This window comes from Streptomyces sp. RLB3-17, from assembly GCF_007113425.2.
GTDB lineage: Bacteria > Actinomycetota > Actinomycetes > Streptomycetales > Streptomycetaceae > Streptomyces > Streptomyces mirabilis_D.
The window spans coordinates 11,638,480-11,658,715 of record NZ_CP041610.2; the positions used below are offsets into that span (position 1 = coordinate 11,638,480).

Consider the following 20,236-nt stretch of genomic DNA (forward strand, 5'->3'; position numbering starts at 1 on the left):
GCGCCCGGGGCCAGGCCGCCGGCACGACGATCCGCCAGGGCGATCGGCCGTGACTGGAGAGCGCCTCGAAACGCCCCGCACGCCCGCTCGAACCCCCGTACCTGCCGGTGCTATGCCTCCTGTCACTGCTAGACAAAGGGTGGGGGCGTCCCTACCGTGGGGCGGTATGAGAATCCTCTTTGCCAGCGCGGGCAACTTCGGGCACGTGTATCCCCTGCTTCCCTTGGCGAAGGCCGCGCGCGCCGCGGGCCACGAGGTCGCTTTCGCCACCGGCGAGCAGCTGCACCCGGCCCTGCGGGCGGCCGGCCTTGAGCCGGTGGCGGCGGGCCGCTCGGTTCCCGAGGCGTTCATGGAAGCAGTACGCGGCAGTGCCGGCCTCGAACACGGCGAGGGCGACGGCGACCTGGGCGCCCAGGACGTGCCGCCCGAGGTACTGGCCGACCTGCATGTGAAGGTGTTCGGCTCGGTGCTGCCCCGCTGGGTGGCCGCCGACCTCGCCCCCGTCCTGGCCGGCGGGGGCTTCGACCTCGTCGTCTATGAGGCGCTCAACCCCGGCGCCGCCTTCGCCGCGCACCTGGCGGGCGTGCCCGCCGTCGCGCACGGCGTGGGCGTGATGGCGATGGGCCCCGAGGAGGCCCGCATCCAGGAGGAACTGCTGGCCACCGCCGCCGACCTGGGCGTGCACGTGCCCGGCGGCCAGCTGCTGGCCCTGGCCCGCACCTACATCGACATCTGCCCGCCCTCCCTGCAGGACCGCGGCTTCCTGGCCGCCCCGCTGCCCCGCGTCGAGCAGCGCCCCGTCGCCTACGGCGAGCCGGGCGAACTGCCCGCGGCCATCCGGGATGCGGACGGCCCCTTCGTCTACCTGACCCTGGGCACCGCACTGGGCTCGGTGGACGTCCTGCGCACGGTCATCGAGGGGCTGCTGCCGCTCGAGGTGCCGGTCCTGGTGGCCACCGGCCCGGTGGTGGACGTCGCCGACCTGGGCGAACTGCCCGAGCGGGTGGTGGTGGCCGCGTGGGTGGCCCAGCCCGAGGCACTGAAGCGGGCGGCCCTGGTCGTCCAGCACGGCGGCGCCGGCACCACCCTGGCCACGCTCGCGGCCGGACTGCCCCAGCTGATCCTCCCGCAGGGCGCCGACGGACCCGCCAACGCCGCCGCCGTACGCGACGCGGGCGCGGGCGAGGTGGTCTACGCCGCCGACCTGACGGCCGGCGCGGTCACCGCACAGGCCCGCCGCATCCTGGGCGACGAGACCTACCGCGACGCGGCCCGCAAGGTCGCCACCGAGATCGCCTCCATGCCCGCCCCCACCGAAACCGCCACCCGCCTCCCACAGTTCACGGCCTGACTCCGGCCCGGGCATCTGCCCCGGCCTGCGGGTGTCCGGCCCCGGTCTCCGGGGACCCGCTCCAGGCCGCCGGATCCCCGGTCCGGCGTGCCCGGCCTCCGGTCCCGGATGTCCGGCCCCGGGTCCCCGGGCGCTCGATCCCCGCGTCCCGGGTGCCTGGCCCGGCGCGCCCGGACCCGGTCTGCGGGTGTCCGGTTCCCGTCCCCGGGGCGGGACCCGGCCCCCGGCCGGGGCCTGCGGACCGGGCTCCCGGGGACGGAGACAGGGCGCCCGGGGCTCCTCGCCCCGCCTCCGGGGCGCTCACCGCCATCCTCCCGAGGGAGTCCCGTCCGCAGAAGGAGTGACGCCCGCTCCGCCGCAGGACCGACTCCCGCACGCCGGGCGGGACGGCTTCCCCTCCCGGGAGCCGGCCTCTCCCCGGGGCCCTGGTCCGCCCGGCCGAGCCCGCCTCGGGTGCGTATCCCGCCCAACCCCCGGAGGGATCCGCACCCCGCCCCCCGGGCGCCGGCCCGCCGGCCGCCCGGGCACCGGCTCCGGTGCGCGCGTGCATTCCCCCGGCACGCGCGCACCGGACGCCCCCGCCGCCGTACGGACACGGCCGGCTTCAACCACCAGCAGCCCGGTGACCCGGTGAAGGGCGCCGCGGTCATCGTCGACGCCATCGACGGCGGCGCCTTCCCGGTGCGACTCTTCCCCGGACCCGACGCGATCAGCGTTGTGACGGAGAAGATCGACCAGGTCCGCGCCGAGCTTGCCCGCCAGCACGGCGTCGCCGTCTACGGCCGGCCCGGGGTCGAAGGCCGGGGAGGCGTGCTGACCTGCGTCTGCCCCATGCAGCAGTGGCGCCCGCCGGCGTGGGGCTCATGTAAGCCGTAACCCGACCCGGCCAGATCCACCCGTTGCCGGACGGGCTGCGTGCAACGGTAAGTGCGATGCGTGCCGAGGGACCCGGTGGGAACCTCTCCGGTATCCCGGCCGGCAACTGTCCGCACCCGCCGGGCGCCTGACGGCGTGTCCGCAGGTCGCCATGCCGCCTTTCCGGGCGTGGTCGGGAGCCCGTGTCTCCCCGGTCCGGGTGGCCGAGCGCACCGGGTATGGCCGGCTGTCGTACGTGCGCACTCGGGGGACATGGCGAGGGCATCGGGCATGGGGGCGTTGGCGTCCGGGATGACGGGCCGCCCGGGCCGGGGTCGGCGGATTGCTGGGGTGCGCCGAGAGCAAGTGCTTCGCCGTGGGCTCATGAGTCCGCAGGCGCGGAGTGACGCCCCTCACGTGACACACCTCCCATCTAGTTCACAATTCAACTTCTTGCGCGGAAGCATCTCTCGTGGAAGATTGATTGGTGTGAGCGCCCTACCCGGGGACGGGCCACCCGCCCCGGCGTGACACCCAAGGAGGCCGCGATGTCGGCATCCAAGAACCGACTGCAGGGACTGCTCGCACGGGTCGGCCGCCTCTTCGGCGGACCCGCCGGCAGACACGCCAGGCGTGTGTCCCTGCCTGTACCAGAAGAAAAGGAACCCATCATGTTCAACATCGCCAACGTCAAGGCCGCTCCCAGCCCGGACCTGCTGACTCCCGACAACTCGGTGATGCTGTTCGTCGACCACCAGCCGCAGATGTTCTTCGGCACCGGCAGTGGCGACCGCACCGCGATCATCAACGCCACCGTGGGCCTGGCGAAGGCGGCCAGGGCGTTCAGCGTCCCGGTGGTGCTGACCACCGTGGCCGCCGAGTCGTTCTCCGGCCCGCTCCTGCCGCAGCTGGCCGAGGTCTTCCCGGGCGAGGAGATCATCGACCGCACCACGATGAATGCCTGGGAGGACAACGCGGTCGTCGAGGCGATCAAGGCCACGGGCCGCAGGAAGATCATCATCTCGGGTCTTTGGACCGAGGTGTGCCTCGTGCTCCCGGTGCTGTCCGCGCTCGGGCAGGGCTATGAGGTGTACGTGGTGGCCGACGCCTCCGGCGGCATCAGCCCGCAGGCGCACGAGCACGCCATCGAGCGCATGGTCAGTGCCGGTGCTGTGCCGGTGACCTGGATCCAGGTGCTGCTCGAGCTGCAGCGCGACTGGGCCCGTGCCGAGACGTACCTCCCTGTCATGGAGATCGTCAAGGAGCACGGCGGCGTCTACGGTCTCGGCGTCGTCTACGCCCAGTCCGTCATCGGCGCCCACGCCGCGGGCTGACCGCTGGGCCGCTGGCCCGAGGGCACTCCGCCCCGGGCCGGCGCCGGCTGGCCAGGCAGGACCTCGATGCGCCCGATGCTCGGGGTTCAGCGGCGCGGAAATGATCCCGTGCCGCAGGGCGAACGCCGCATATCGCAGGCAGGCGCCGAACTGCGCGCAAGTGGCCCGAACGCCTCGTCCGCGCGGCTGCCGGCCGAGGGCACTCGCGAAGACCCTGCGGCAGGGCGTCCAGCCGATACGTCACACCACGTCTGCATGCGAGATCAACCCGAACCGGACACGGGCTGTGGCCCAAGGGAACGACATTGAACCCTCCCCCCGCTGAAGCAGGGGGATTCCTGGCTCAGGCTGCCTGCGGGTCCAGCGGACCTACGGGTCTTACACCCTCAACACCAGCCGGGTCGGAACCTGCCCGGTTTGGTACTACAAGCAAAGGAGTTGCTGTGCTGGCTTGGCTCTCGCTCAGCACGGTGTGCGCGCTTGGTTCTCGCAACGCACGTCGACCACGCTACCCGATCGCGTGGACGGTCTTTCGACCTGGAGGCGAAACCCCGTTCCCTGCCCTGCTCCGCAGGAGTCCGATTCCTTCCCGGCCTGAAGGCCGGGGCATCCTCGGAGGAACCAGGTGAACCTCAATCATTCCTCGGCACCCGGCGCGCCGGGTGGTCGTGAGCCGCTGCTGCCGGCGCTGATGATCGTGACGGCGGTGAGCGGCCTCATCGACGCGATCAGTTATCTGGGGCTGGGACACGTCTTCACCGCCAACATGACCGGCAACGTGGTCATCATCGGCTTCGCCGCGGCCGGCGTCCCCGGCTTCTCGGTGCTCGGCTCGGTGGTGTCGCTGGTCGCCTTCCTTCTCGGAGCCGGGGTCGCCGGCCGTCTGGAATCCGTGATGCGCCGCCGCACTTCGCCGGTTTGGCTGCGCTGGATCCTGGTGCTGGAAGTAGTGCTCCTGGCCACGGCTACCACTGTCGCCTTCACCGCGAGCCGTGCGGTCGATGTGCTCATCGCCCTGATCGCATTGGCCATGGGCCTGCGCAACGGGACGGTCCGCAAACTCGCCGTACCGGATGTGACCACGACGGTGCTGACACTCACGCTGACCGGACTGGCCTCCGACTCGACTCTGGCAGGCGGTACCAATCCGCGTGCCGGCCGCCGACTGGTCTCGGTGCTGGCGATGCTGGCCGGCGCATTCGGGGGAGCCCTGCTCGTGCAACACACGGGGCTTGGCTGGCCCCTGCTGGTCAGCACATTCGGTACCGCTGCCGCCGCCTTGGCCGTGCCGCGCAGCTCATCCCCCCGCTGACGCACCCCGCCCGGTCACGTCCCGCCCCACCGCGGCCGCGGCAGCCGCCTCACCCCTCACACAGCTTCTGAGCACCCCCCACTGGAGATGATTTCCATGGCCACTATGCCTGTGGCTGGCCTGCCCCCTGCCAACGACGATCACGTCGCCGACATCGTGGTCCGCAACGCCAAGATCTACACCGGCGACCCGGTGAACCCGCAGGCCAGCGCCGTCGCCATCAAAGACGGCAAGGTCACCGTGGTCGGTGACGACAAGGACGTCGCCCCCCTGATCAGCGCCCGCACCCGGGTGGTCGACGCGCTGGGCCGCCGGGTCATCCCCGGCCTCAACGACTCCCACGTGCACGTGATCCGGGGCGGCTTGAACTACGTCCTGGAGCTGCGCTGGGACGGTGTGCCCACGCTGCGCCAGGCACTGGCGATGCTGCGCGATCAGGCCGCCCGCACCCCCAAGGGGCAGTGGGTCAGGGTGGTCGGCGGATGGTCGGCGGACCAGTTCGCCGAGAAGCGCCTTCCGACCCTCGCCGAGCTGAATGCGGCCGCGCCGGACACACCGGTGTTCGTGCTGCACCTGTACCAGTCCGCCCTGATGAACCGCGCGGCGCTGAAGGCGGCCGGCTACACCAAGAGCACCCCTGACCCCAAGGGCGGTCAACTCGTGCGTGGTCGTGACGGGGAGCCGACCGGCATGCTCCTCGCCGCGCCCAGCGCGCTCATCCTGTACTCCACCCTTGCCGCGGCACCGACCCTGCAGGGAGAGGACCTGAAGACGTCCACCCGGCACTTCTTCCGCGAGCTGAACCGGTTCGGCCTCACCTCGGCCATCGACGCGGCCGGGGGCTTCCAGAACTTCCCCGACAACTACGGCACCGTCATCGACCTCGCCAAGGCCGGCCAGTTGTCGCTCCGCATCGCCTACCACCTCTTCCCGCAGACTCCGGGACAGGAGATCGACGACCTCAAGCGCTGGATCGGCATGATCCGGCCCGGAGACGGCGACGAATGGCTCCGGCTCAACGGCGCCGGAGAGAACCTGACGTGGTCGGCAGCCGACTTCGAGAACTTCACCGAGCCGCGGCCCGAACTGGCCGCCGGCTACGAGGGGGACTTCGAGCAGGCCGTGCGGCTGCTGATGGAGAACGGCTGGGGCTTTCGACTGCACGCCACCTACGACGAGACGATCCGCCGCGACCTCGCCGTCTTCGAGAAGCTCGCCGCCGAGGGTCTCTTCCCCGCCGGGAACCGCTGGCTGTTCGACCACGCGGAGACCGTCTCGGGCGACAGCCTCGACCGCATCGCCGCACTCGGCGGCGCCATGTCGATCCAGAACCGGATGTCCTTCCAGGGCGAGGCATTCGTACGCCGCTACGGCGCCCAGGCCGCCGCAGACGCACCGCCGGTGCGGGCCATGCTGGAGCGCGGCCTGACCGTCGGCGCCGGCACGGACGCCACCCGGGTGTCCTCCTACAACCCCTGGGTCGCGCTGCACTGGCTCATCTCCGGCCGGACCGTCGGCGATCTGACGATCTATCCGCCGGAAAACCGGGTCAGCCGAGAAACCGCACTGACCATGTACACCCAGGCCGGCGCCCAGCTCACCGGAGAGCGGGACGTCAAGGGCATTCTCAAGCCCGGCTTCTACGGCGACCTCGCCGTCCTGTCCGACGACTTCCTCACCGTCCCCGAGCAGGACATCCCGCACATCGAGTCCCTGCTGACCGTCGCCGGCGGCCGCATCGTCTACGCCGCCGCCGAGTACGAGGGCCTGGACGAGGCGATACCGGCGATCAGCCCGGCATGGAGCCCGGTCGCCCACTACGGGGGCTACCAGGCCACCGTCAAGCCCAGCATCTCGGGCGCGCGACAGGCCGAACTGCTCGGCCAGGCCGTCGCCGAGTCCGAACAGCACCGGCACTGGCGCGCCCAGCGCGGCTTCATCCCGGAGGCTCGGACGGAGATCTTCGACACCTGCTTCGTGCTGTAGCCCACCGCAGCTCATCGCTGCTGCACCAGCCACCCACGCTTGAGGAGAATGTGATGAACACCGGACTGCTCATCCTGAGACTGGCCGTCGGCCTGCTCTTCGTCGGGCATGGGATCCAGAAAGTCAGCCACCGCCTCGGCGGCCATGGCATCGAGGGCGGAGCGGCAGAGTTCCGAGCAGACGGATTCTGCGGCGGCCGGCTCACTGCGGCCGCCGCGGGAGGCGGACAGATAGCCGCGGGGCTGCTGCTGTGTGCAGGAGCGCTCACCCCCTTGGCGGCCACCATCGCAGGGGGAGTCATGACGGTCGCGGTCACGGTGAAGTGGCGCAACGGCCTCTGGGTGCAGAACAACGGCTACGAGTACCCGCTCATCCTGATGCTCCTGCCGGCCGTGCTCACGCTCACCGGACCCGGCCGCTGGTCGGTCGACCAGGCCATAGGTCTGCTTCCCTGGGCCCCATGGTGGGCAGCCGCGGCCGTCGGCCTCGGCGTTTCCAGTGGGCTGATGACCCGCGCCCTTCTCGCACAGCCGGTCCCTCACCACTGAAGCGATCAGGAACATTCGCGCCACCCGCACGTTAAGACTGTTGTGGAGCGCGAAACGAGGGGTCGGCAGGGCGAAGAACCACCGCCCCCCGCCGACAGTGGCGACGACCGAGGTGTCGAGCAGGACATTGATCGTGAACTGCTCGACTGGTGGATGCTGGTGATGCAGGGCTTCCACGCCACACATGACTCCCTCGCGAGCGAGCTGACCGATCGCTTCAACCTCGGCCCCGGCGCGGCCGAGGTCCTGGTGCGCTTGCTCAATGCCCCCAAGTACCGGATGCCGATGACACGCCTGGCACACGAGACACGTAAGTCCAGCGGCGGGTTCACCAAGGTCGGCGACCGGCTCTGCAACGCCGGTTTGACCCGACGTATGACCTGCCAGGATGACCGGCGCCTCATCTACCTCGAACTGACCGACCAGGGTAAGGACATGGCCCGCGCCATCTCCCAGCTGGTGACGCAGATCATGCGCGCCCGAGTCCTCACCCCCCTCGGACGCGACGGGTTCGCCGAGCTCGCCGATGCCATGCGTGAACTGCGTGACGCCAACGACGATCTCGGGAAGTAACGGCGCGTTTGATGCATCACACGGTCCGCCCCGCAGGACTCGCTGATCGGGGTATGGAGGGTCCGCCCCAACCTTCCTACGACGTGGTGTGCGATTGACATCGGGCTTGCGATTCCGGTCCTACAAGGTAATCAGGTGTTGATGGCCTGGCCTGCTGGGTGCAGGATGCTCCCGTGAATGACTGGCTGCGCGCTCGGAACGGTTGGACGCTTCTCTTGCTGAACTGGGCGATCCTGCTTACAGGTGGATTGCTTGGGTACGGGCTGTCGCGGACGTTCTCCGACTACACGGCATCGCTTGTCCACTCTGTGACATGGCTGCTGGGGGGCACTCTGCTCGGGGCCCTCATCAACACCGCTGTTGCTCTACGACGTCGGCGACGGCACAGCTGACGGGTCTAGGCGCCCGCCGATCGTTCCTGCGGAGGTGACATGGAGGAGGCCGCGCCGGTTAGGTGTTGTTGTGACGCAATACCTTGGCCGCACGGGCTTGTCCCATCCTGTCTTCACCGGCCTTCAACGCCGTCGGCTCGGTTCGTTGATCGGTGAGTTGGCCGACGCCTGGATGGCCTCAGAAGAGGGGCGACTGCATGATCGCCGAGGCCACGAGCGCATGCGCGCCGCCGGTGCAGGACCGAACCACCAGTTGGTGTTCACCGACCGGGTCATCGCCACCTTGGTCGTCCTGCGCTTCCAGCTTCCGCACGTAGCCGTGGCCGTGCTCTACGGCGTGGCCCGCTCCACGATCACCCGGGCTGTCCACGAGATCCGGCCGCTGCTCGCCAACCGGGGTTTCGCCGTGCCGGGTTGCCCTGGCCTGCGGCTTCGCACGCTGGCAGATGTCTTCGCCTACGCCGCGGCCGAGGGCGTCGAGCTGCGACTGGACGGCACGGAGGTCCGGGTACGCCGTCCGCGGGCGAGTAAGCCCGGCCGTCGCGCCTTCGTCTCGGGGAAGATGCGGCAGAACACCAAGAAGGCCACCGTCGTCACCGACGAGCAGGGCCGCACCCTGTGGGCCGGGGCGTGCCGGCCTGGCCGGATGCACGACCAGACGGCTGTGAAGGACGAGGGGATCTGCGACCTGCTTGAGCGGTACCCGCAGGTCAAGGCCAAGGTCGACGCGGGCTACCGGGGACTGGCCAAGCAGTTCCCCGACCAGGTCCAGGCCCCGCCGCTCAAACCGAAGAAGGATGCCCCGGCGGAGGAAGTTACTGCTTGGGAGGCGGCTCGCCATCAGCAGTCCTCGGAACGGATCTGCGTCGAGCACGCCAATGCCGAGCACAAGCAGTGGCGCCCCCTCCAGCGGTATGTCGGCCGCCGCGAGTACTTCGACGAGATCTACTCCGCCGTGGCTGGCCTGGTCTCCGATCGCGCCGCCGAGAGGTGATCACCGACCAGCCAATCCGCCAGGCCAGCACACCTCGACCTCAATCGAGCACAACCTCGTTAGAAGGTACTGCCGCCTTCATCCTGTTGGTCGACCGACCCGATAAGGGCCTCGCTGATCTCGCGCAGCTGCTCCACCTGGGCAAGGGTGAGGCGATCGAGGAAGTGAGAGCGCACGCACGCAAGCTGGAGGGGAGCTGCTGCCTGCACAGCATCTCTTCCTGTGCCGGTCAGCCTGGCGAGGACGATACGACGGCCGACAGGATCCGGTACGCGCTCCACCCAACCGTGCTCCCGTGTGCGGTCCACCAGATGGGAGAGTCTGCTTGTCGATATCCCCATCCGGCGAGCCAACTCGGTCAGGCCCAGTTGCCCATCAGGAGCTTCCGACAGCCAAGAAAGCATCTCGTAGTGGATCTGCCACATGCCGGTCTTGCGTCGGAACTCCTGCCCGACGTGCTCAGTGAGCCAGCGTGCCGCACTGCTGAAGGAGCGCACAGGCTGTTGCGCGTCAAGGGCGGCCGATTCGGTTATCTCCACACGGACTCCCTGAATTTGGCGATGCCGCACCGCTCTGTGTCACAGGCCGCCCCGGCAACGTGGGTCATTCGTGCAGCGGATGCGCTGATCGCGCCAGAGTCCGGCTGCACATCACACCCTTGGGCGGGTGGTCCCAGCCGTCTCAGTCCCGCAGTCGGTGACACTCGAAGTGTAATTGAATTTTGCACGATATGAGAGCGGTGTGCGCCACGTTCGCGTTCCACGCACGGCTGCCGACACACCTTCCGCCCTTGGCGGTCTGAGCGGATGCGACCCCACCCGCCGTGCTGGCAACAACCGCGCGATGCAAGGGGGGCAAGAACGCAACGACGAACAGGCCGATCGGATCGAGGACGGCTGGAGTCCGTCTTCAAACCGATCTTGCCCAGAGCAGAAACGATGCGAGGGTGAGCGCCGCTTCGTGGAAGGTGGCGGTCTTTTCGTATCTGGTGGCGATCCCGCGGAGGCCCTTGAGCCGGTTGAAGCAGCGCTCGATCGTATTGCGTCGCCGGTAGGTCTCCCGGCCGAACCCTGGCAGTCTCCCGCCGCAGCAACCGCGGCTCAGCCGGCGCCGTCGTTGGTCGGTCTTCTCCGGGATGGTCTGCGCGATCCCGGTTCCCGCGCTGCAAGGCGAAGGACCGCACCGCCAGCCACCGGCGCGCGGTGGAGAAGGTCGCCCGGCTCCACGGCACGGTGCGCCGCCGGCGGCTCGACCACGCACACAAGACCGCGCCGGGCCCGGTCCGCGCACATGACGTCATCGCGCACGAGGACCTCAGGATCCGCAGCATGAGCAAGGCCCCCGCACCGAAGCCCGACCCCGGCCGGCCGGGCACCTTCCTGCCCAACGGGGCCGCCGTCAAAGCCGGGCTCAACGCGTCGATCAGCGATGCCGGATGGGGGGTGTTCCTGACGATCCTGCACGCCAAGACACCTCACGGTTGCAACGTGTCAAGCAGCGGCGGGTAGTTCGATGCGAAAGGCGAGAGTCTCGTCGAACAGGATGTGTTTCTGGAGGCAGTGGTAGAGCTGGCCGATCATCTTGTTGAACAGGTTCCTCTGAGCGGCGGCGTGCCAGTCCCCGGCCTCGCGGCGTCGGTCGTAGTGTGCCTTGGCCCCGGGGGAGGCGGTCAGGGCTGCGAAGGCCCAGAGGCAGCCGGTGTGGTTGAGCCGGTCGTTCTTCACCCAGCGTCTGGTGATGCTGGACTTCTTCCCGGAGGCCCTGGTGATCGGGGATGCGCCGGCGTAGGCCTTCATGCCGCGGGCGGTGGTGAAGCGGGTGTGATCGTCTCCGATCTCAGCGAGGATCCGGGCGCCGAGCTGGGTTCCGAGTCCGGGGAAGCTCAGGATGATCTCGGCGTCCGGGTGCTGAGGGAAAGCCTCTTCCACCGCCTCGGCGAGCTGGTCGGCGGCGATGCAGGCGGCGTCGAGCTGCCGCAGCAGTGCGAGCATCTGCTTGCCGAGCGCGTCCTCGACCAACGGTGGCTGGTGTGCGTATTCGGCCCGCAGAACCTCGTGGATGCGTTCGGCGTCGGCGTCGATCCGGCGTTGGCGGCCGGCGCGTTTGAGCGCCGAGTGCAGTTGCGCGATCGACAGCCTGGCGGCTCTCGTCGGGGTGGGTGCGAGTTCCAGCAGGACTCTGGCCTCGGGGCGGCAGAGGCCGTTCTGCCAGTGCAGGTAGGCGTCGAGGGCGGCGGGGAAGTACTCGCGCAGGAGCGAGCGGAGCTGGTTGGACAGCTGCTGCCGGTTCCAGACTGCGTCCTGCTGGGCGCGCGCGAGGACGGCGATGGCGCGGGCCAGGTCGCTGTCCTGCGGCAGCGACCGATGCGCGTGCATATCGGTTCGCAGGATGTTCGCCAGGACGAGGGCGTCGCCGGGGTCGGACTTCTTCCGGGTGACCGCGTGGCGGTCGCGGTAGCGGGCAGCGGCCATCGGGTTGATCGCGTAGACCTGCCGCTTCCCGGTCCGCACCACGGCGACGAGCAGGCCGCGGGAGGCCTCGATGGCGATCGGAATGGGATCGTCCTCGGTGTCGCCGTGCTCGGCGAGCAGGTCCAGGAGGATCTTGTAGCCGGCTGCGTCGTCGGTGATGTGGCGCTTGGCCAGGAGCTTGCCGTCGTCGTCGACCAGGGCGACGTCGTGCGTCTTCTCGGCCCAGTCGATGCCGCAGTAGATCAACTTCCCTCCTCTATGTGCTGGTGTTCGCGCTGGTCACGAGCGCATGCGGGGCCACGCAGCGACCTAATTCCAGGCCTCGATCATGGATCGGGCCGACACCTCACTAGTGTCCTGCGCCAGTAATCCATCGGTAGATCCGCCTCGTCCTGGCGTCCCAACTTCGGTCGCCGCCCAGGCGTGTTGACCGTCCGCAACTCAGCCGAAACTACCTAGGAATTTCAGGCGCAGGACACTAGCCGTTCGTGGCACCAGCTCGCCGCACGGGCCCCGGTCTGTTCCCAGAGCTCAGGCGCTCGGGGTAAGCGAGAGATCGCCGTGCGACGGGCTCGCACCACCAACTCCAACGAGTGATCAAGCAAACGGTGTTGACGCCGCTGGTGGTCGTGAAGGCGCCGAGCGCCGCCGATCTTGGCGGAGGCATCATGGCCAGGCTGAAAGAAGGCGTGCGTCCGGAGCCCACACAACCACCAGCAGCGTCAGCGCCGGGTGGGTGGTGGTCGCGAGGGCACCGGATGGCACCGCTCTGTGGGAAGGCATCTTGGCCGTGACGTTGAGAGGTATCCACCGGAACTCACGAGGCCACCACCCGCCAGCTGGGTTGCGCAGCCGTGCTCGTCGGAGACCTTGACGGCCCGGTGGAGTGCAAGCGTCACAACCTGTTCGAACCAACTCACCGACTGGCGAGAGCCGGTGAGTTCCTTACAGGGGAATTAGGCTGAAAGCGCCGGACGGGAAGTGATCGCCGTGGACCCCCGCAACACCTCCCGCACCTGCCCCGCATGCGGGCACACGGCGAAGGAGAACCGGCCCACACAGGAGAAATTCCACTGCGTCGCCTGCGGCCACCACGCGCACGCCGACACAGTGGGAGCCACCAACGTTCTACGGGCCGGGCTGGTCCGTCGCGACGCCAACCCGGCATAGCGAGAAGCCCCCGGCTTCAGCCGGGGGAGGAGTCACCCGATGATCTTTGAAGACGGACCCTAGGAGAGCGGCAGGGCGAGATCGCGCGCCCCGGCCGGGGCGGGCAGCAGGTCGTCGACCGGGGTGTGCGAGGACGCCGCCGTCAGCGCGGCCAGCGCGCCGCGCACCTCGCCGGCCAGCCGCACGGCCCGCGAGCGGGAGAGCACCGCGGGGGCGAACTCCAGACGCAGCAGAGGGTCTTCGCGCCAGCGCAGCACGGTCAGCGCGGCGTCCGCCGTGACGGCGCCCGCGTGCCCGTGGTGGAAACGCGCGCTCAAGTCGCCCGCCCGCACACGCGCGGGCAGCAGCTCGTCGCGGGCCGCGAACGTCACCGGTGTCAGGACGGGCCGGGAACGGTCCGGGCGCACCCCGAGCTCGCGCGCCAGCTCGGCGGTGTCGAGGTCCGCGCAGCCGAGGGCCTCGCTGAACGCGCAGGCGACCCCGCGCAGGAAGTAGTCGACGCCGCCCTCCAGTTCACAGCCCACCGGCACCGTCGCCGAGCACGGCGCGGGGGTGCCCAGCAGCGCCGCCGTGGCACGGCGCGGCACCTCGCAGCCCACCAGCAGCCGCTCCAGGCCCGCGCGCCGGCCCACGGCCAGCGCCCACGCCGCCAGCAGCACCGTGCCGTGCGGCACGCCGGCCCGCCGGGCCGTCGCATCGGCCGCGTCCCGCAGCCGCACATCGAGGCCGACGTGCAGCCGCTCGCCGCGGACATCGAACACGGCAGGCCGCGGCGCACCCTCCGCCAGGTCCACGGCGGCGGGAAAGCCGCGCAGCCGCTCGGCCCGCTCGCCCGCCGCCCGCAGCCCGCCCGCCCGGGCGGCCACCACGGCGCGCCCCGCCGTATCCGGCCCGGGACGCAACCCCCGCACCAGCGGGCGCCGGTGCACGGCACGGTCGTAGTCGGCGAGCAGTTCCTGCCACAGCAGCGCCGCCGACCAGCTGTCGGCCACCGCGTCGTGGTACACGAACGACAGCAGATGCGCACCCCCGGCCAGACGGCCCAGGGCGAAGACGAGCGGCGGCCGGCCCGGCCGGCCCACCAACTGCCGCGCCCGCGCGGCCAGATACCCGTGCACCGCCGCCACCGGGTCCCCGCCCCCGCCCGCTCCCGCCGCCTCCAGAGTGACCAGCGGCGGGGCGCAGGCGGCGAGAACCCGCCGCACCGGGCCGTGCGGCCCATCCGCGAACACGGTCCGCAGGCCCTCGTGCCGCGCACCGAGAGCGGCGAGCACCCGGCGCAGCGCGCCCGCGTCGAGCGGCCCGGCCAGCTCGGCACTGAGCACCCGGCACACCGCACCGGCACCCGCCGCCCGCTCGGCGGCCAGCGCCGCCCGCTGCCCGGGCAGCAACGCCCGCACCGCGCCCGCGGGCGGTCCGGGCACCGCGGCCGGCACGGGCACGGCCCGGGCCAGTACGTCCGCCAGCGGGGCGGGACCCAGCAGCTGCGCCAGGTCCACGGCCAGGCCCAGCTGCCGGCCGGCACGCGCCTGCAGCCGCACGGCCTGCGCGAGGCCGCCGCCCAGCGTGATGAAGGGGGAACCCGCGGCCCCGGCCGGCAGGGCGCGCCGGTCGCAGCCGATGACGTCCGCGGCCAGGTCGAGCAGCTCCTCCAGGGGAGTCGGGGTCAGCATGGGGTGGCCCTCTCTGTGGGCAGTCGTGCCCCGATGCTGGCGCCCGTGCCTCGAAGACCGCTCGAACCTGCCCCGCACAGCCGCCGTTCCCCTACGGCAGCAGCCGATTTTCAGAGGCAGGGACCCTATCACTGACAGCTGGATTTTCGCCGAAAGTGCTAAAGTCCGTTCCATGACGCCCCGAGAGCGACGCCTTCGCGAACAGGCCCAGCGCCACCGGCTGATCCTCACCACAGCCCGTGAGATGGCCGAGTCCGAAGGCTGGGACTACGTCACCACACGGCGCCTGGCGGACCGTATCGAGTACAGCCAGCCGGTGCTCTACCAGCACTTCAAGAACAAGGACGCCATCGTCCACGCGGTCGCCCTGGAAGGCTTCGCCGAACTCGCCGCCGCGCTGCGCACCGCCCGCGAGGAAGCCGGTGACCCGCAGGAGGCACTGGGCGCGGTCGCCCGCGCCTACGCCGACTTCGCCGAGCACGGACCGGTCCTCTACGAGGCCATGCTCACCCTCGACCCGGGCGAGGACACCGGCGAGGACACCACCGGGGCGGCCGGCACGCCGGCGCCGCTCGCGGACGTCCTCGCCGAGATCAGACAGGCCGTCGAGCCCGTCGCGGCCGGCCGCGACAGCGGGCTGCTCACGGAGGTCCTGTGGAGCGCCTGGCACGGCCAGGCCGCCCTCACCCGGGCGGGCCGCCTGCGCCCGGACCCGGCGCGCCAGCGGCTGGCCGCCCTGACCGACGCACTGCTGGGCCCGGCGGCCCAGCCCGTCTGACCCGGCGGGACCGGTCTGTCGGAGGGGCCCTCGGACAGGCCCCTCGGGCGAGGCTCTCAGGCCGGGCTCTCAGACGGGGCTCTTGGCCGTCTCCTTCTCCTGCTCCGGCTCGGCGGGGCCCGCCCCGGCGGACTCGTTCAGCCGCTTGCCGAGGAGCACGAACAGCAGGATGAGTCCCACCGTGAGCAGGATGTGCCCGAGGCCCGCGGTCAGCGGCACCGCCTCGGGGACATGGTCGCCGAGCACGGTCTCGGTGCCGTGGACGAACATCATGGCGACGGTGATCGTGATGCCCACGTTGTAGAACCAGAAGAAGTACGTGAACAGTTTCGTCCCGGACAGGGCGAACTGCTTGTCCAGGGCGAGGACGATGAGGAAACCCATCATGCCCAGCGAGAGCAGATGGGTGTGCATGAGCGCCAGCTGGGTGTCGCCGGTGAAATCGTTGGCTTTGGTGAACTCCCGGTAATACAGCCCGGAGACCACTCCCAGGATCATGTAGACGTGTGCCGCGTAGTACGACTTCCGCATCCCCGTGCTCGCTCCCTGCCGGTCAGTGCTGGTCAATTCAGGCTCTGCCGGGGGCCATTGAAGCACTCCGGAACGAACACTTCGCCCGATTCAGGAGATCGTTCGAGCCCCTCTCGAGCAGGTCTCGAGGATCCCTGCGACGCCCCGGGCCAGGCTGGGGGCGTCGAGGTTCGTCCACGGCAAGGCCCACGCAGACGAAAGGCACCCCATGAGGCACTCCCGTACGGTCGCGGCCGTCGCCGCGGTCACCGGACTCTTCCTGGCCGCCGCGGGCGCGGCGAGCGCACAGGTCACACCCGGACCCGTCACCCCGCCGTCCCCCAAGGACCCGGAAGAGGCCGTATGACGCACCTCCGCAGGGCCGGCGTCCCGCTGCCGCCGGCGGCCCGGGGCCTGACCGCCGTCTTTCCCTTCCTGCCGCCGTGCTGAGGGAAGGTCACGGACACGCCCGGACGGGTACGGCGGCCGGGGGACGGACCTCCTTGCGAGCCGGTGCCCCAGCGGCGCGGCCCACGCACCGGAGAACCGAACGCGCGCCAAGCGCGCCTTCGCCTGCGTCGCGGCCGGCTTCCTGCTGGCAGGCGGCCCGCAATCGGAGTGGCGGGCACGGCCGCAGCAGCCGCCCCCGCCACGACGACAATGGGCATCACCATCTGTACGTCGCTGCTGGCGCAGGCGCCGCTGGACGCCATCACGTTCAGCAGGATTTAGCGCGGAACCCCGGGCGGTCATGCCCGGGAGGAAGCGCCTGTCTGGACTGCTGTGACCCGCAAGTTCCCACGGGTCCGCACGGTTGACCTGAGCCGGGACGCTTCTGGTTCTCGATGTACTCCTTGATGATCGACAGCGGGGCGCCCCCGCACGAGGCGGCAAAGTACGAGGGCGACCAGAAGTGGTCACCCCACAGGTACTTGCGGATGTGTCCGGGAAACTCCTGACGGAGCCTGCGGGCGGAGACACCCTTGAGGGAGCCGACCAGCCGGGACAGGGAGACCTTCGGCGGGTAGTGCACCAGCAGATGCATGTGATCGGTCTCGCCGTTGAACTCGACCAACTCTGTCTCGAAGTCCGCGCAGACGGCGCGCATGACTTCCTCGCAGCGTCGAAGGATCTCGTCGGTGAATGGTCCGCGCCGGCATTTGGGTGTGAAGGCCAAATGGGCATGGAGGGTGCATACGACCGTGCGACCCCTGCGAATATTGGGGTTTGGCTCCCAGCGTGGCGACATGGACCGATACGGTCATGGTCATGAAGCTCGTGACGCAGGTGAAGCTGATGCCGGAGGCCGAGCAGGCCGCCGCGCTCTCGGTGACGCTGCACACGGTCAACGAGGCCGCGAACTGGGTGTCGGCGGTGGCGTTCGAGCGCGGTGTCCCGCGTGAGTACGAACTGCGCAAGCACACGTACGGCGAACTTCGTGCGCGGGGACTGGGGGCGCAGGCCGCCCAGCACATCATCAAGAAGACCCGCGACGCCTACACGACGCTCAAGGCCAACATCAAGGCCGGGAACCTGGGGAGGCCGGGATCGAAACGTCGCGTCAAGGCCGAGGCGAAGCCCATCACCTTCCGGCGCGAGGCCGCGCAGCCATACGACGACCGGTGTTTGAGCTGGCAGTACGACGCGCAGACTGTTTCGATCTGGACGACCGCCGGGCGTATCAAGAACGTCCGCTTCGCCTGTTCTCCGGATGGGCTCAAGACGCTCCGGGAGCACCGGCAGGGCGAGTCTGATCTGATCGAGCGTAACGGCGTGTTCTACCTGATCGCGACCTGCGACGTTCCCGAGGCCGAGCAGTACGAGCCCGATCACTTCAACGGCGTAGACCTTGGAATCGCCAACATCGCCACCACATCCACCGGTCACAAAGCCGCCGGGCGCGGCCTGAACCGCCACCGCAAGCGGCAACTCGACCTGCGCAAGAAACTCCAGGCCAAGGGCACCAAGTCCGCGAAGCGGCTCCTCAAGAAGCGCAACCGGCGCGAGCAGCGCCACGCCTCCAACACCAACCACATCATCGCCAAGACGATCGTGACCGAGGCTGAACGCACCTCGGCCGGGATCTCCCTGGAAGAACTCCATGGAATCCGGCAGAGGGTACGGCTCCGCAAGCCCCAACGGGTCGCGCTCCACTCCTGGGCCTTCGCCCAGCTCGCAGACTTCATCGTCTACAAGGCTCGCAGGGCCGGCGTGCCCGTCGTCTTCGTCGATCCCGCCTACACCTCGCAGCAGTGCTGCGAGTGCGGCCACATCGACAAGAAGAACCGGGCAAGCCAGGCCCTCTTCATCTGCCGGAACTGCGGGGTCGTTGCCCATGCAGACCGGAACGCTTCCCACAACATCGCCCGCAAGGGCGAGGCTGTGTGGACTGCGGGGCGTGAGTCACGCGTCCCTGCCACCCCATAAGGGTGTCTGGACGGAGGAGCCCACCCAACAGCCAGTTGGGCGCCACCTCCAAACCCGGTCCATTAGGACCGGGTCAAGTTGACGACCTACGACCAGCTCCCGACGCGCTGACGGGCAGCACGAGACGCATACGGTCTTCGATCGGCCGACCTGGCCGGCCGGCGGCTGGCGGTACACGCCCCCCCCACACCGCACCCGGGTGCTTCACCCGGATCGGCTCGGCCCGCCCCGGAATCGCAGGCCGGAGAGCCGCCCGGGCTCACCCGGCCACCGGCACCGCCGCGGGTGCGGGCCGGCGGGCGGGGGAGGGGGCGGCGTGTTCCCGGGTCCTGGCCGGGGCGAGCGGCGGCCTCGCCCCGCCGCCCAGCCGGCTCAGCGCGGCGGCGGGTGTGTCCAGGGCGGCCTCGAGCAGGGCGGTCAGCTGCCCGGTCAGGTGGGCGGCGGCCGTCTCGCCGACGGCGTCGTACTGGTAGGCGGCGGTGACGGCGATGCCCGCGGGCGCGCCGGCCGGTGTGTGCCGTTCGGTCAGGATCAGGCCGAGGGCCGCGGCCCGCAGGGGGAGCAGGGGCGGGGCCGCCCGCACGGTGAGCCCGGCCGCCTCGTACGCCTCGCCGCTGTCCGCCAGGACGCTCAGCGCGATGCCGCCGGGCCGGGCCAGTGCCGCGGTGCCGGTGCGGTAGGCGGCGAGGTCCGCGGCGTGTACCCGGCGCAGCAGCGTGGTGAAGGCCGGGTCGCCGGAGGTGTCCACGGACAGGGCCAGTACCCGCCCGTAGGGGCCCACGGCCCGGCGCAGGGCGGCGCTGTCACGGGCCGGCACCGGCGCGGCCACGGTGATGGCGGGGCCCGCGCCGAGCCGGGTGAGCAGGGCCGCGAGCGCGGCGTGGACCACCATGAACAGGGTGGCGCCCTGCGTGGCGGCCAGGTGGGCCAGCCGCTGGTGCAGGCCGGCGTCCCAGTCGAGGGCGAGGCGGCCGACGCGGGCGTCGGCCGGGGCGGGCCGGCTGCCCGGCGGCACGGTGGGCGCCAGGTCGCCGGCCCTCGCCCGGGGCGCCGCCTCGGGCACCGGGCCCTCCCAGTGCGGCGCCCGGCCCGCGGCCCGTGCCCGGTAGGCCAGGGCGAGTTCGGCGGCCAGCGGGGTGTGCGACCACAGGTCGACCAGGTCGGCCGGGAGGGTGAGCTCCAGCAGGTGGTCCCTGGCGGCCAGGGCGCGCAGCCGGGTGCCGGCCGAGCCCAGCCGGCTGTTGCGCAGCGCCCCGTGACGGCGCCCCACGTCTCCCAGCGCCTCCTGCAGCGCCCCTGCGTTCAGCGCCCCGCGCAGCCGCAGCGGCAGGACCGCGCTGCCCTCCCCGTCGGGTGTCCCGTCGAGCGCCCCGGCGGGCCCGGTGGCGGCGGCCGGCCGCTCGCCGGCCGCCGCGGCGAAGCGGGCCGGGGTGGGCGCCTCGCGCAGGGCGCGGTCGTCCAGGCCGGCGCCCAGCACCCGGCGGGCCCGGGCCAGCAGCCGGGCCGCGGCCGCGGGATGCCCGCCGAGGCGGAAGAAGTCGGAGTCGGCGTGGACGGTGCGCCGCGGCACGCCGATCGCCTCGGCGAACAGGTCGCGGACGATCTCCTGCAGGGGGGTGCCGGGCGGTTCGGCGCCGGACGCGGGCGGCGCGGCGTGCTCGGCGCCGTCGCCGCCGCCGCCCGCGCCCCGCGGCAGAGCCGTGAGCGCCGTGAGCGCCGTCCGTGCGGAGGGGACCAGGCGGTCGGGCGGCTTCTGACCGGAGAGTGACATCGCGGCTCGCTCCTTCGACAGCGGCTACAGAAGGAAGGCTTGGCAAAACCTTGCCAAGATCCTGGCAACGGGATCCTGAGGGGCCGTCTCG

General features: G+C 70.8%; 16 protein-coding genes and 3 pseudogenes. 13 read left to right on the forward strand and 6 right to left on the reverse strand.

The window, feature by feature from the left end; all coding sequences use genetic code 11:
* The first annotated feature begins 166 nt into the window (after positions 1-166).
* The 8 genes from FNV62_RS52585 (at position 167) to FNV62_RS52620 (ending at position 9,345) form a co-directional block, all read left to right on the forward strand.
* Positions 167-1,351, forward strand: a complete 1,185-nt coding sequence (locus tag FNV62_RS52585; protein ID WP_143604907.1) for a glycosyltransferase — start codon at positions 167-169, stop codon at positions 1,349-1,351.
* Positions 1,352-1,981: 630 nt separating this feature from the next.
* Positions 1,982-2,227 carry a hypothetical protein gene (locus FNV62_RS52590; RefSeq protein WP_143614821.1) on the forward strand — a complete coding sequence of 82 codons (246 nt, stop codon included), beginning with the start codon at positions 1,982-1,984 and terminating at the stop codon, positions 2,225-2,227.
* A gap of 650 nt (positions 2,228-2,877) precedes the next feature.
* Positions 2,878-3,540 (forward strand): hydrolase, encoded by a 663-nt coding sequence (locus tag FNV62_RS52595; protein WP_143604909.1) that lies wholly within the window; start codon positions 2,878-2,880, stop codon positions 3,538-3,540.
* Positions 3,541-4,246: 706 nt separating this feature from the next.
* The gene (locus FNV62_RS52600; RefSeq protein WP_413083906.1) at positions 4,247-4,852 is read left to right on the forward strand and encodes a YoaK family protein; all 606 of its coding nucleotides are present in this window, start codon (positions 4,247-4,249) and stop codon (positions 4,850-4,852) included.
* A gap of 96 nt (positions 4,853-4,948) precedes the next feature.
* Positions 4,949-6,838, forward strand: a complete 1,890-nt coding sequence (locus tag FNV62_RS52605) for an amidohydrolase (RefSeq protein WP_144316290.1) — start codon at positions 4,949-4,951, stop codon at positions 6,836-6,838.
* Between the two features lie 53 nt (positions 6,839-6,891).
* On the forward strand, positions 6,892-7,386 hold the full coding sequence (locus tag FNV62_RS52610; protein ID WP_075032155.1) for a DoxX family protein: 495 nt from the start codon (positions 6,892-6,894) through the stop codon (positions 7,384-7,386).
* Between the two features lie 42 nt (positions 7,387-7,428).
* Positions 7,429-7,959, forward strand: a complete 531-nt coding sequence (locus tag FNV62_RS52615) for a MarR family winged helix-turn-helix transcriptional regulator (protein WP_205522497.1) — start codon at positions 7,429-7,431, stop codon at positions 7,957-7,959.
* Between the two features lie 462 nt (positions 7,960-8,421).
* On the forward strand, positions 8,422-9,345 hold the full coding sequence (locus FNV62_RS52620) for a transposase family protein (RefSeq protein WP_143604912.1): 924 nt from the start codon (positions 8,422-8,424) through the stop codon (positions 9,343-9,345).
* Positions 9,346-9,404: 59 nt separating this feature from the next.
* On the opposite strand, the gene FNV62_RS52625 is transcribed toward FNV62_RS52620, so the two are convergent.
* The gene (locus FNV62_RS52625; RefSeq protein WP_225900741.1) at positions 9,405-9,884 is read right to left on the reverse strand and encodes a MarR family winged helix-turn-helix transcriptional regulator; all 480 of its coding nucleotides are present in this window, start codon (positions 9,882-9,884) and stop codon (positions 9,405-9,407) included.
* Between the two features lie 603 nt (positions 9,885-10,487).
* Between FNV62_RS52625 and FNV62_RS52635 the strand changes: the two are divergent.
* A pseudogene (locus FNV62_RS52635) lies at positions 10,488-10,853 on the forward strand (RNA-guided endonuclease TnpB family protein); the annotation flags it as partial.
* On the opposite strand, the gene FNV62_RS52640 reads toward FNV62_RS52635, so the two are convergent.
* On the reverse strand, positions 10,836-12,062 hold the full coding sequence (locus tag FNV62_RS52640; RefSeq protein WP_143604913.1) for an IS110 family transposase: 1,227 nt from the start codon (positions 12,060-12,062) through the stop codon (positions 10,836-10,838). The pseudogene FNV62_RS52635 and the gene FNV62_RS52640 sit on opposite strands and share 18 nt — an antisense overlap.
* 714 nt (positions 12,063-12,776) lie before the next feature.
* On the opposite strand from FNV62_RS52640, the pseudogene FNV62_RS52645 reads away from it, so the two are divergent.
* A pseudogene (locus FNV62_RS52645) lies at positions 12,777-12,986 on the forward strand (zinc ribbon domain-containing protein); the annotation flags it as partial.
* Between the two features lie 59 nt (positions 12,987-13,045).
* Here FNV62_RS52645 and FNV62_RS52650 read toward each other — a convergent pair.
* Entirely contained in the window at positions 13,046-14,659 is a 1,614-nt protein-coding gene (locus tag FNV62_RS52650) for a condensation domain-containing protein (RefSeq protein WP_143604914.1), read from the reverse strand.
* Between the two features lie 172 nt (positions 14,660-14,831).
* Between FNV62_RS52650 and FNV62_RS52655 the strand changes: the two genes are divergently transcribed.
* On the forward strand, positions 14,832-15,437 hold the full coding sequence (locus tag FNV62_RS52655) for a TetR/AcrR family transcriptional regulator (RefSeq protein WP_143604915.1): 606 nt from the start codon (positions 14,832-14,834) through the stop codon (positions 15,435-15,437).
* 69 nt (positions 15,438-15,506) lie between these two features.
* On the opposite strand, the gene FNV62_RS52660 is transcribed toward FNV62_RS52655, so the two are convergent.
* Positions 15,507-15,968: a DUF2871 domain-containing protein gene (locus FNV62_RS52660; protein WP_143604916.1), complete on the reverse strand. Its 462-nt coding sequence runs from the start codon at positions 15,966-15,968 to the stop codon at positions 15,507-15,509.
* Positions 15,969-16,176: 208 nt separating this feature from the next.
* Between FNV62_RS52660 and FNV62_RS52665 the strand changes: the two genes are divergently transcribed.
* The gene (locus FNV62_RS52665; protein ID WP_159055364.1) at positions 16,177-16,314 is read left to right on the forward strand and encodes a hypothetical protein; all 138 of its coding nucleotides are present in this window, start codon (positions 16,177-16,179) and stop codon (positions 16,312-16,314) included.
* A gap of 459 nt (positions 16,315-16,773) precedes the next feature.
* On the opposite strand, the pseudogene tnpA reads toward FNV62_RS52665, so the two are convergent.
* A pseudogene (gene tnpA / locus FNV62_RS52670) lies at positions 16,774-17,196 on the reverse strand (IS200/IS605 family transposase); the annotation flags it as partial.
* Positions 17,197-17,216: 20 nt separating this feature from the next.
* Between tnpA and FNV62_RS52675 the strand changes: the two are divergent.
* A complete protein-coding gene (locus FNV62_RS52675) occupies positions 17,217-18,374 on the forward strand; it encodes an RNA-guided endonuclease InsQ/TnpB family protein (RefSeq protein ID WP_143604917.1) in 1,158 nt (385 codons plus the stop codon).
* A 259-nt stretch (positions 18,375-18,633) separates the two neighbouring features.
* Here the strand turns inward: FNV62_RS52675 and FNV62_RS52680 are convergent, their stop codons facing one another.
* Positions 18,634-20,145 (reverse strand): condensation domain-containing protein, encoded by a 1,512-nt coding sequence (locus FNV62_RS52680; protein WP_143651798.1) that lies wholly within the window; start codon positions 20,143-20,145, stop codon positions 18,634-18,636.
* Between the last annotated feature and the right edge of the window lie 91 nt (positions 20,146-20,236).